The sequence below is a fragment of the Bartonella sp. AC70YNML genome (assembly GCF_042196545.1).
Classification (GTDB): domain Bacteria; phylum Pseudomonadota; class Alphaproteobacteria; order Rhizobiales; family Rhizobiaceae; genus Bartonella.
This window is the reverse complement of the sequence record NZ_JBHIQK010000015.1, coordinates 14,849-27,338: the sequence shown is the minus strand read 5'-3', so window position 1 is coordinate 27,338 and position 12,490 is coordinate 14,849. Positions and strand designations below refer to the sequence as shown.

At 37.8% G+C, this 12,490-nt stretch carries 6 protein-coding genes, 2 tRNA genes and 2 pseudogenes; 4 read left to right on the top strand and 6 right to left on the bottom strand.

Annotation, left to right across the window (positions count from 1 at the left end; translation table 11 throughout):
• Positions 1-119: 119 nt before the first annotated feature.
• Positions 120-190, bottom strand: a tRNA-Gln gene (locus ACFIMU_RS08065).
• A 259-nt stretch (positions 191-449) separates the two neighbouring features.
• On the opposite strand from ACFIMU_RS08065, the gene ACFIMU_RS08060 reads away from it, so the two are divergent.
• The 3 genes and pseudogenes from ACFIMU_RS08060 to ACFIMU_RS08055 form a co-directional block, all read left to right on the top strand.
• Entirely contained in the window at positions 450-740 is a 291-nt protein-coding gene (locus tag ACFIMU_RS08060; RefSeq protein WP_375696996.1) for a hypothetical protein, read from the top strand.
• 333 nt (positions 741-1,073) lie between these two features.
• Positions 1,074-1,163: pseudogene (locus ACFIMU_RS08825) on the top strand (DNA adenine methylase); the annotation flags it as partial.
• A gap of 922 nt (positions 1,164-2,085) precedes the next feature.
• Positions 2,086-2,296, top strand: a pseudogene (locus tag ACFIMU_RS08055) (DNA adenine methylase); the annotation flags it as partial.
• Positions 2,297-2,437: 141 nt separating this feature from the next.
• On the opposite strand, the gene ACFIMU_RS08050 reads toward ACFIMU_RS08055, so the two are convergent.
• From ACFIMU_RS08050 to ACFIMU_RS08030, 5 genes are all read right to left on the bottom strand, one after another.
• Positions 2,438-2,508, bottom strand: a tRNA-Gln gene (locus tag ACFIMU_RS08050).
• Positions 2,509-2,572: 64 nt separating this feature from the next.
• The gene (locus ACFIMU_RS08045; protein WP_375607406.1) at positions 2,573-3,331 is read right to left on the bottom strand and encodes an ABC transporter ATP-binding protein; all 759 of its coding nucleotides are present in this window, start codon (positions 3,329-3,331) and stop codon (positions 2,573-2,575) included.
• Positions 3,328-4,278 (bottom strand): iron chelate uptake ABC transporter family permease subunit, encoded by a 951-nt coding sequence (locus ACFIMU_RS08040; protein ID WP_375607825.1) that lies wholly within the window; start codon positions 4,276-4,278, stop codon positions 3,328-3,330. Before ACFIMU_RS08040 ends, ACFIMU_RS08045 begins: the two co-directional genes overlap by 4 nt.
• Positions 4,271-5,227, bottom strand: a complete 957-nt coding sequence (locus tag ACFIMU_RS08035) for an ABC transporter permease (protein ID WP_375696036.1) — start codon at positions 5,225-5,227, stop codon at positions 4,271-4,273. Before ACFIMU_RS08035 ends, ACFIMU_RS08040 begins: the two co-directional genes overlap by 8 nt.
• 105 nt (positions 5,228-5,332) lie before the next feature.
• Positions 5,333-6,283, bottom strand: a complete 951-nt coding sequence (locus ACFIMU_RS08030) for a siderophore ABC transporter substrate-binding protein (protein ID WP_375696037.1) — start codon at positions 6,281-6,283, stop codon at positions 5,333-5,335.
• A 198-nt stretch (positions 6,284-6,481) separates the two neighbouring features.
• Between ACFIMU_RS08030 and ACFIMU_RS08025 the strand changes: the two genes are divergently transcribed.
• The gene (locus ACFIMU_RS08025; RefSeq protein WP_375696995.1) at positions 6,482-12,061 is read left to right on the top strand and encodes an autotransporter outer membrane beta-barrel domain-containing protein; all 5,580 of its coding nucleotides are present in this window, start codon (positions 6,482-6,484) and stop codon (positions 12,059-12,061) included.
• Positions 12,062-12,490: the final 429 nt, after the last annotated feature.

Sequence of the window (12,490 nt, the reverse complement as noted above, 5' to 3'; positions counted from 1 at the left end):
CCCTTTGAGAACACCTTTAAAACTCTTTGAAAAAAAATGAATTGGTACAAAACCTAGTGGCAAAATATACAAAACCTACTGGCAAGCTACAACTGGCAAGCTACAAACAGCTACACCGGCTGGGGAACTTGGATTCGAACCAAGATTGACGGAGTCAGAGTCCGCTGTTCTACCATTAAACTATTCCCCAATAAGCCAATCTCACCATCTCTAGCAGATTCTACAGTGTAGGCAAGTGCAAAAAATCTTTAGATTATCAATAATAAAGAGCGATAGGATATCATTACAATCCCAGTAGTGGCGGCCTCGATATTTTAGCATATAGCAATAAGTGAGTAAAAACATATAAATAGAGCACATCGCGAATGGAAGCATCACAAACTCTTGTTGAAATATCCTCTATATAGGTATAGCCTGTCAGGCAGTTGCTACTAAATCATGAAGAATTAATGAGTAATATTTCCACTTATCCTGTTACCCCAAACCTACAGTTGGTATATGTCTCAAACATAGAGTATTCTACAGCTTTTTACAAATTCATCTTCAAGAAAGAACCTGTGTTTACCTCGCCACGCTATGTTGTATTTGCTTCTTCGGGGGATGCACTCTTTGCTCTCTGGTCAAGGGGCGATACGCCTGAGGAGAATATGCCTCGTTTTTCAGAAATCGGCATTATGTTGCCAACAGGAGAGGACGTAGATAAAGCTATATGTGGAATGGCAAGAGCAAACCACTGTTGAGATAAATGTTTTGAAGGAACCGTATACTGATGTATTTGGACGTACCTTCCTAATCAAAGATCCGGACGGACACATTATTCGTGTTTGTACACTGGATTAAAAAGCTTGAGATCCGATCTTTAATCGCCTAAATTATAGTACCTCAATTATAATAATTATCTGTTTCCAAAACCTATAAGCTATGCACGCTAAGAGGCTTACTTGCGGCGCGTGGCTTATTCGTTCGGTGCTGTTCCATTTATATTCAGCCCCACAGCCTGCCTGTTTCCACAGGTGGTCTAATTGGTTTGGAGATCAGTCGGCGTTATTGCATGGCCAGTGATCAGTACTTGTAAAATCATAAAAGCTATCCCTCATCGCACTTATATTGAGCCTTTTATTGGAATGGGAGGAATATTCTTTACAAGGAAATTGATATCTTTATGAAGTTAAAAAGGCATTGTACAAAAACTAATAAAATAAATATATTAAGTGCAATTATTTTATATGAATCCACTTAAGAATCCATACTTTTATGCATGTTTGAATTGATCATTTTTTATATAGGATTGCCATGGATGTATAGATTATAAAAAGCAAATCATGATGCAAATACTATAACGCATGGGTGCATTCAAATGAAATGAAAAGCGGTTATTATTCATAACGTGTCATAAATTTTATGATACGTTTTTAAAAACGCTTGCTAAAAATTTAGTAAATGATAGGCAGGCATTATATAGATACTATCATCACAATGTTATGTCTTATCAAACCGAAAGCATTTCAATGATATAACGCAAGCAAGCGAGAAAAAACGTTTTAAAAGTTACAGTTTAAAAATACAAAACCAAATGAGCTCTCTCAAAATTTGGGGGCACCTATTGAAAAAAAGATGAGGCAGAAAAATTCAAAACCATTGTAACATCTAAGGCATGGGATTTTACTCAATTTTGTGTCAAAAGCTATAATGTTTAAAGATGGCTATTCCAAAGATAATGCTTCCAAAATTGAATTGATTGATTTTGCCAACTCAAATTTGAGCTGGTTAATTTGCAAAGAAGTTACATTTGAGTGCAAAATGAAAAGATACTTATGAAAGCCTTATTGAGAAGACATTCATTTAAGATGCATTTTCTTTTGATAAGTTTTCATATTTCTAAATAGAGCCCTTGCAATATGATACGTTTTGTATATATGCATTCATTACTCCATTGTGGATGATTCATTTGAATCTTATAATCAATATCTGGAAGCCGCGTCATGTCATTTGGCTCGGCTTTCTTTTTTGAATTCTCTCTTTAGATAGGTTTATAGCTATTAGATAAGGCTTTCCCATAAACAGAGACAGATATACGTGTATTACTATGGAAAGGATTTATTTGCGAGAGGATTACCAGACGATGTTTGCTTTGCTTGTGCAATTAAAGGGAAAGTTTCTTCTCTCTCAATTATGTGCCTCAGCTCCGAAAAATCTTTAGCCAATTTAAGATAAAAGGGGTTGGCACATCTTATACATGTGGTTCAAAGAATCCGCTCCGGCTCAAGAGTTTATCATCTCAAATTGCAATTTTTAGAGGAAGAGAAAATATGCATTAAAGGGGTTTTAAATAACCTTTGAAAGGTTTTTGATGATCCTTTGAAAAAAATAAATTGATGCAAAATCTACTTTCAAATTATACAAAACCCGATGATAAGCTACAATCATTAAATACGGGCTAGGGAACTTGGATTCGAACCAAGATTGACGAAGTCAAAGTCAGCTGTTCTACCATTAAACTATTCCCCAATAAGCCAATTTTACTATCCCTAGCAGATTCTATAGTGCATGCAGGCGCAAAAAATCTTTATGATTATCGATAATAAAGAGCGATAGGGATGTCATTAATTGTTTTGATTTGAATATCGACATCATAAATGTCTTTAAGAATTTTTGGTTGCATGATTTCTTTTGGAGTCCCACAATAGGCTGCTTTTCCATTTTTCAGTGCAACAATCATATCTGAGTAAGATGAGGCAAAATTAATATCGTGCATAACAATAAGAATGGTTTTTTTCAGTTCATCAGCTGTGCGGCGTAATTGCTTCATCATAGAAACGGCATGTTTCATATCCAGATTGTTTAATGGCTCATCTAAGAGAAGATAATCAGTGTCTTGGCAGATAACCATTGCTATAAAAGCGCGTTGACGCTGACCGCCAGAAAGTTCATCTAAAAAACGGTCTTGTAAATCTTGTAAGCCGAGATAGCGTAGTGCACTGTCGATAAATTGTTTATCTTCATGTGTATACCAGCCTTTTGAATAAGGATAGCGCCCAAAACTTACTAAATCATACACGGTTAAACGGAAGGATAAAGGATTATCTTGACGTAAAATTGAGAGTTTTTGAGCCAAAATATCGTGAGGAATTTTATCAATATCAAAGCCGTCAATGTTAATTGTCCCTTGATGGTGCGGTAAAAGACGTCTTATCAGCATTAAAAGAGTTGATTTTCCCGAACCATTGGGCCCAATGAGAGAAATAATCCCCCCTTTTGGAAGATGAAGGCATAAATTATCGATAATCAATCGTGCTCCGTACGCCTTGGAAAGATGATTGATCTCAATCATTTTAATTTTCCCTTCATCAATAACATTAAGAAGACGATACCTCCACAAAACTCAATGATAAAACTTAAACGCCCTGCCATATGAAAAATTTGCTCTAAAATAAATTGTCCCCCCACCAAACAAATAATCGCTAATAATATTGCAATAGGGACAACAACACTGTGTTTTGTTTGAGGAGAAAGTTCATAGGAAAGATTGGCAACTAACAGTCCAAAAAAAGTGACGGGGCCTACCAATGCGGTGGAAATGGATACAAGAATGGAAACAAAAATAAGGACAGCTGTCGCACTTTTGTGGTAATTAACGCCAAGATTGAGAGCATTTTCACGTCCCAAAGCCAAAATATCAAGAAGATGACGTGAACGCCATCCAATCAAACTTACAATGAAGACAATGATTGTGGCAAAGCTTATTAATGACGTATTGAATTTATTAAAATTTGCAAACATGATGTCCGTTAAATTCATCATTTGGTCTGGATTTAATTGCAATTGCATAAACATGCGTAAACTGAAAAAAAAGCCGCCTAAAACAACACCAATTAAAAGCGTCAAGTGAAGCCCTTTTAAGCTTCCTGAAAAGAGCCAGCGAAAAAGACTTGTTGAAAAGATAATGAGAATGAGGGCTTCGAGAATGAGCTGCCCTTCTTCATTCAAAAAGGGCAAAGAAAGAGAGCCTACAAAATACAGCAGGATAGTCTTTATTAAAATATAAAGCTGATCAAATCCCATAAGTGAAGGGGTAAGAAGACGATTGTTAACAATTGTTTGAAACAAAACCGTAGAAACGCTTATTGCATAGGCAATAAGGAGCAGAGAGATAAGTTTTGTAAGGCGAAATGTCCATGTATAAACATTGATATTCCACGCCATGTAAAGACTAATGACAGTACATGCCATGATGATAAGCGTCGTTAATACACATATTGTTGTTTTTTTTCTATCCAAGATGCTTTCTCCAGCGTAAAAGGAGTATTATAAAAATAAAACTACCGATCACGCCCATCATGGTACTGATGGGAATTTCAAAAGAAGGTTGAATGATTCGTCCTAAAAGATCACAAATCAAGACCAATCCTGCGCCGCTGATTGCTACCCAAGGAGCGGTATAGCGCATATTATCTCCCATGAAACTTGAAACAATATTTGGAATAATCAACCCAACAAAAGGAATACGGCCAATGGTACAGACGACAACAGCGGTAATTGAGGCGACAATAAAAAGGCCAAAAAACATGACAACACGATAATTCAATCCAAGGTTATTGGTTAAATTTTCTCCCAAACTTGCAACCGTAAAGCGATCAGCCGTACAATAGGCCAGAATACAAAGGGGAAGGGATAACCATAAAAGCTCATATTTTCCTTCAAGAACCATCGCAAAACTGCCAAATAAGTAAGCTTGAAGAGAAGGAAGTAACATTTCATAATCTGCAATGGCATTGGTTAAAGAGCCAATAATATAACTTAGCATAATCCCTGTAAGGGGGACAATGAGAGCAGATTTTAGAGGAATGCGTTGCAATAAAAACATAAAAAGTAAAGTGCCTGCCATGGCAAAGATTGTCGCAACGACCATTTTTCCTAAAACAGGAACATCGGGCAAAAAAATCATAATAAAAAGAATGCCAAGGGAAGCAGATTCAACGGTTCCGACGGTTGATGGCTCGACAAAGCGATTGCGTGTTAATAGTTGCATAATCATACCTGAAAGTGCAAGTGCTGCGCCTACTAAAATGATTGCAATGGTACGAGGAAGACGCGTTTGCCAAAAAATAAGCCACGCATGGGGATCGGCTGCGAAAAGGTTAGAAGGTGAGACATCAGAATAACCAACAAAAATGCTGAGGATAGACAGGAAAATTAGAAGTGTTATGGTTATCCAGTAATTCTTCACGTTAAATCATTTTCTAACAAAATTTAATAAAAAAACAAAGGTTATTTTATAAACAACCTCTGCTTTTAAATTTTATTTATATAGCAAGCAAGCTCTTTCGTGTGCTTATTTGCTCTTTGTAAAGGCTTCATTGATCTGCTGTGCGGTTTCAATGAGTGCCGTTAAACCACCATTTGCACGATACCAGCTCCAAGAGTCCAAATAAATAATTTGGTTTTGTTTGCTTGCTGTTGTGCGGTGAACAAGCTCATTGTTGAGCAATTGTGCTGCGGATTGTCCTTCCCGCCCAATGGCTGCATCGCGATCAATCACTAACAACCAATCAGGATTGGTTTCAAGAATGAATTCAGGAGAAATGAGTTGTCCATGTTTTTGCACGGTAAGTTTATCGGTTGCAGGGGCAATTCCAAAAGCGGAGTGAAAAATATCGAAACGTGATTTTGGTCCGAAAGCACTGATTTTTCCACCAGAGGTCATGAGTATGAGCCCGGTGCCTTTTCCTTGGGTATTTTTATGGACTTCAGCAAAAGCTTCATTGAGTTTTGCAATTTCCTTTTCTGCTTCTTGTGTTTTGCCAAAAATTTTTCCAAGGATAGACACATTTCGTTTAATATCTTCAAGAGAATTTTCATTTTCTACTGTTAGATCAATTGTTGGAGCTATTTTGGATAAGTCTTTATATTTTGCTTGGGTTCTGGAGGAAATAATAATCAAATTGGGTTGAAGAGTGGCAATTTTTTCATAATCTGGTTCAAAAACGGTCCCGATTCTTTCATATTTTTCATCATTAAATTGTTGCAGATAGGAAGGTTTTTTTCCTTCAGGAACGCCGATAACTGCTTGGATACCAAGGCGATTCATATTATCTAGCGAGGCAAGATCAAACACAACAACCTTTTGCGGAGAAGTGGGAACAGAAGTCGTGCCTGAAACATGATCAATTGTTATATTTGTCTGGGTACTCGTATTTGCAATACTCGTATGCGTCCACAAAATCGTTGCAAAACTAATTGCAACCAGTAAAACAGAAGTCATCCATTTCATATATTTTATCATCGTGATTTTATCCTTTTATCTAATATTACAAAGGTTTGCGCACTTAAAAACTTAACTTTGGTATTTTTATGCACAAAATGAAGCGTAAATAAATAACACTATGTTGTAAAGTTGACTGACATATGTTACAAATCGTTCACTTACCTCATTTTCACTTAATTCTAGTGTTTTTGCAACATTATTTAGAAAGTTTGACATATGATCAATGTATTTAAAAAGCGTACACGTTTGTACGCACTGACAACAAGTGCTTTCTTCTTTTTGCAAGGTGTAGATGTTTCTATGGGGAGTGGTTGGTTCCCATTCTCTTCGCCTGTATTATCTCCATTTGCGTCATTCGTTCCTAGTTCAATTACAACATCTTTCTCTAATGCAATCGCTGAAAAGGTAGTTTCACTTGCATTGGATACAGTTACAACATCTGTCTCTAACTCAATCTCTTCTATAGTTCCAACGCCTGAATCTATAGTTACAGGACTATCTTCAGCATTGCAATATTTAGAAGTACTCATTGAACCTACATCAGAAGCAAAGGGTTCATTGCCTAGAGCGTACGTTTCTATAAGACAAATTCCTGGTTCACGGATACCTCTTTTTGCGCTTTTTCCTAAAAATGGTACAGATATGTGTGAAAATAGTCCTGATGAGTTAGAGCGTGGATCCATTATATGTGTAGACGGTGGAGAACATACAATAAAAGGAGGTAATATTCGTGTAAAAAAATACGGTGATAATGCTGTGTTTGCAGTGGGGCGTCTTGTTATAGATAATGCGAATGGTTCGCGTTCTAGCAATGCGAATGGTTCGCGTTCTCGTGTTGTAACGGGAGGTGCAGGTTCCAGAACTGCCAGGGCTGCTAGGACTGTTAATAGTCTTGTAGGAGGGCATATCTCCGGAGGTGTAAGTGTTGTTGACTCTTCGCGTTCTGGCGTTGTAAGGGGACCTCTTTCCAAAACTGTAAATATTGCTAAGGCGACAAGTGTAAAGGTAGAAGGTGTATCTATCGTTGGTGTAGATCCTAAAAGCTTTAGTGCTCAAAATGCTGTTATGGGGTTTGGGAGTGCTGTATTTTCGTTAGCAGGTGCAAAGGTTGAATTGCTGAAGTCAAATATCGAGAACTTTGTTACTGGTCTTGAGGCTGGGTACAAAGGAAATATTCATATGAAGGGAGGAAGCATCAAAAAAACTTTTTTTGGTGCTGTAGCTAGTTTTGAATCGTCTATTTTTTTAGAGGGAACAGATATTAATGTGGAAGTCGTTAATGATAAAGTACCTCTGAATGTAGTTGGTTTACATAGTTCTGGTGAATCTCAAATAACGATGAAATCTGGATCAATTACTTTTGCAAAAGGTGGTGTGGGGGTTTTGGCGGAAGACGAAGGATTTGTTAAACTAGAAGATGTTAGAATTCATATTGCTGAAAAAGAGAGAAACAATGAGGAATCTCCAGAAGGAACTTTAGGTGAAGAGGCTGCTTCTAGTGTACTGGATCCGAGTGTTGTTTTTTTATTGGAAGGTGGTTTTGTTTCTTCTAATCATGTAATCTTTAACGGTTCTAATGCTATTGTTCTATGGATAAATAGTAATTACAGTATTGAAAATGGTATCTTTAATGCCATTACTTCAAGGTCTGGTCGTGGAGATGTTGATAGTTTTACTGAATTTGTTGAGAATATTTTTGCTGATGACTATGCCAGCATTAGATCTGCTATCAATTATTCGGTTATTACAGTAAAAGATAGAGGATCTTATGGTATATATTTTGGTGAAAGTGAACCAGAATTCGAAAAAAGAAGTTTAGAAACGAATAATCAAAGTGAAGAAGGAGAAGAATCAAGTGCTAGAGTTAAAAGAAGTAGTGATGTTGCAGGAGCAACTATAGCTACAGTAACTACTGGAGATGTTGTAGAAAGCCAAGCATCTTTCTCGGAAGAACCAGAAGTAGATGGGAGGCATATGGTTCTTTTGAGACGTTCTGTTCTCAATGTTCCAGATGGTGTGGCTATTTATGGTGACGATTTGAGCGGTTCTGTTGTTTTAGGGCATGACACATTAGTTTCTGGTGATCTATTATTGCGTGCTACAGGTTCTTCTAGTTTGAAAGTTTTTGCTCATGATTCTAGTATTGTAGGTTCTGCACGCATTGATAGCACCGCGAGTGCAAACCTTTTTTTAGCTGCTTCATCAGAGTGGCATTTAGTAAAAAGTAAGTATAGTAATGAAGCTTCGGATACATATTGTATAGATTCTTGTGTTTCGTCTATAGATCTCAAAGATAGTGTTATTGCGTTTTTACGATCCGAAAATAGAGATGGAGGTTATCAAACGCTTCGCGTTGGGGATGGGAACGGCACGGTTTACGCTGCTTCTGGAGATTCTTATATTTACTTTAATGCGCGTTTAGTTCCTAATACTTCGGATAGTGATCAAATGTCTGACAGGCTTTTGATTCATGGTAATGTTGCTGGAAAAACGAAAGTGCGTGTAAAAGATACTTCAGAAGGAACACAACAAGATGATAAGCAATCTCATAGTATTTCAATTATTCAGGTCTTTGGACAAGCAGAGGCGGATTCTTTTAGGCTAGACGGTGATTATATTACACGAGAAGGGTTGCCTTATAAGTATGTTCTTCGTGCTTATGGTCCAACCATTTCTTCTTCGGAAATACAACCTTTTGATGAGAGTTTAGTTGCGAGTAGTGGAAATGCGAATAGTGGAAGTGTTTGGGATTTTCGCTTAGAAAATCAATATGTTGTTCCTCGTGTTTCTAATACTGTCACTGACGCTCGTGGAAGAGGAGATAGTGGTGGTTTGGTGGAATCTTCTGTGTCTGGAGAATCTGGAGCTATAATTTCTCCTTCAAGTGTTTCACTTTTGAGATCTGATACAGGTGGTGTACATCAGGAATTTGCATCTATAGGATCGGCGGCTGCATCTGGCGTAAAACCTAGTGGACCTGTTGGGCGTGTTCTTGTATTGGGTCGTTCTGGTGATGGTGATGTTTCTTCTCAGTGTAATGATATACAGAACAATAGCGAAGAGAGTAATGCTGTGGAGAAAGTTCTTTATGCATGCGGTGATGGTAAGACACATACAATAAAAAATCTTATACTGAAAGGGAATGATAAAGTTCAGCATTCTATGCATGCACAGAATGAGAATACAGTTATTAAGTTGGAGAATGCTACAATTATGGGGGGGAGTGATAACGAAAGCAATGTTGATCTTACTGAATTAAAGGCTATGAGTGCTGTTCTTGCAGAAGATAGCGCAGAAGTCGTTTTGGAAAAAAATTCAACAATTCAATCTTCTCTAATTGGGCTTGAAGCGCAAAGGGGTGGAAAGATTACGATGAACGCTGGAACAGTCAATGCGCGTTATGTAGGCGCTTTGGCGGGTTCTGGATCATCTGTTAATTTAAAGGATACGAAAATTAACGTAACGGGGGATTTAGCTGTGGCTGGTTTGGCGAGTCAGGCTGGTGAGGTAACTATGGACTCTGGAACGGTTATGCTGACAAATGGAGTGGCTGTGAGATCAGAAGCTGGGGGACGTGTAAGATTAAACAAAGTTAATATTACTGCGAAAAAAGAAGCAGGAAAGTCGAATTCTACAGAGAAATTTGGACGTGCAGCTTTTTTGGTGAGTGATAATGCTTCTGTTGATTTTAAGAACGGAAATGTTGTTACTGATGCTCATGCTTTGTGGATTATAAAGTCTGATGATAATGTGGTTGAGACTGGCTCTTCTAGGAGAAGGAGATCTTCTGACGTTCGTCCTACTATGAATTACGTAAATATCGAGTTTTCTACTGTTAAAGTGGAAGGCGACGGAGTCTACGGCATATATTTTGATGGGGGAACACAGAAGGAAGCGATTCAACAAAATCGAAGTCAGAATCTAGAAACTGCGCAAAAAGGCGTTGTTAAGCGGAGCGTTGTATCCAAACAGGAGAATACACCTATAGGCGTAACGGGGACAGTTTCGTTGAAAAAAACTGATTTTCAAGTTGCAAATGGTATAGCTATCTATGGTAATAATTCTGGTGGTCATGTTTCATTAGAAAATAAAACAACTCTTGCTGGTGACTTGTTATTAAAAGCCGAGAATGATTCGAACATATTGGTTTCAGTTGATAGTTCTATTGTTACAGGCGGTGTTCGCGTTGATAAAAATTCTTATGCAAAATTAGACTTGGCTAATAATTCACAGTGGATTCTAAAAAGAAGTGCACAGAGGAATTTGGGAACTCTAGATTCAGGATGTGTGGATTCATGCATTGCTTCTGTAAGTCTTGTAAATAGTGCTATTGATTTTGCACCTTCGGAATCTGAAGGCAAATATCAGACTCTCCATATTGGAAATGGGAAAGGAACAGTTTATGCGGCACAGGGTAATGCTGTAATTCATCTCAATGCACGTTTAAATCCTCGTGATCCGAATGATCAGCAAGTCACTGATCGGCTTGTCATTCATGGTGATGTTTCTGGAAAAACAAAAATACATGTACGAGGTGATGCGGGCAATGTAGGAGATGGTAAAGCGAATGCCAAGATTGCTCATAGTGTTTCAATTATTCAGGTTTATGGTCAAGCGAAGAAAGACTCTTTCCAACTCGATGGCAATTATGTTGCACTGAGAAACTCACCTTACAAATACACCCTTCGTGCTTATGCTCCAGAAGCGACTTCGAAACAGGAGCATGTTCAGCAGAAATTTGTTAAGGATGGTGGAGAATTTTGGAACTTCCGTCTAGAAAATCAGTATGTTAAGTCTGTTGGATCTGCTGCCCTTCCTGCACAATTTGTAAGGTCTGTTGTTCCACAGGTTCCAACTTATCTCAGCTTGCCTAATAGCGTATTCCACGCTGGTTTGATGGATATTAGCAATCAAAATAAGCAATTGGAGACGTTGCGGATGACTTCTACAGGAATGGTAGAGGTTCGTGAAAATCCTGCTTTATACTTGCGCGGCTATGGTGGAAGTTACCGTTATGCTTCAGATCTGTCCGCACTTGAATATGGTTACGGAGGTGATCTTAGTTATAATGGTGTAGAGGCAGGTGTTTTGCTGCAAACTATTGAAAATGCTGATAGTGCTATATCCTTTGGCGTTATGGGAACTTATGGAAAACTTTCTCTGCAGCCTGTGAATGTTGAGCACAGTCAGAAGAGTGCATTTGATAAATGGACTGCTACGGTATATGGTAGCATGCAGCATAATGTTGGCTTCTATGTTGACGGTCTTTTATCCTATGGTCTGTTCAAAGGTGATGTTCTCACCCTTGCACGGGGTAAAACAGCAACATTAAAAGGTAATCCTTTGAGTGTTTCTTTAGCTGGTGGTCAGACAATTATGACAGGATATAAGGGCTTTGTCTTTGATCCGCAGGTTCAGGTTGTGTATCAACATCTCCAGTTTAATAAGGCCCGTGATATCGACAATTTTAATATTGAAATGGGTAACCTTAATCAGTGGGTAGCACGTGTTGGTGGACGTTTAACCAAGATTCCTACAGGTTCTGAAGGCGTGAATGCTGTTGCTTTCTATGGTAAGCTTTATCTTGCTCATGGTTTTGAAGGAAAACAGTCTGTGCATTTCAATGATGCTTTCAAGTTAGGAGCTTTTGGTTCTTCTCTAGAGGCTGGATTAGGTTTTAATGCCAAATTGTTGCCACAGTTCTCTCTGCATGCTGATATTCTCTATCAACATAAGCTTAATAAGGCTGGTTTTTCGGGAACAAGTTTTTCCGGAGGAATACGTTATCAGTTTTAATATAAGGTACACTATGTACCTTTTTAGAAAAGGCAGCACATTGTGCTGCCTTTTTTCTTTGTAACAACTTGTGTTGTCTTTAAAAGATTTTCGTCTTCTTGATTGAGCAAAAAAAACATAGTTTTTTTGTGTATGAGAGCACTTTTCTCCGCTAAAGCGAATTTTCTTAAAATTTATGCTGCTACTGATGCGATAGAGTGCTTCGCTTTTATCGGCTTTTTAAGCGTTCAGCAGAATGGTATGCATTACGTTATCCTTTTTAGTACTGTATTGATATTATCTAATATAATATTTGATGTTTTCTAAAGCTCGTTTTTGAGAGTTTGTTTTTTACGGATTTAAATCATTGTTTCATTCATCTCCTTGTGGATTAATTTTTAAAGTTCACAAGGCTAGATTGTGTTTTTAATTAATTGCACGTACTGGTTT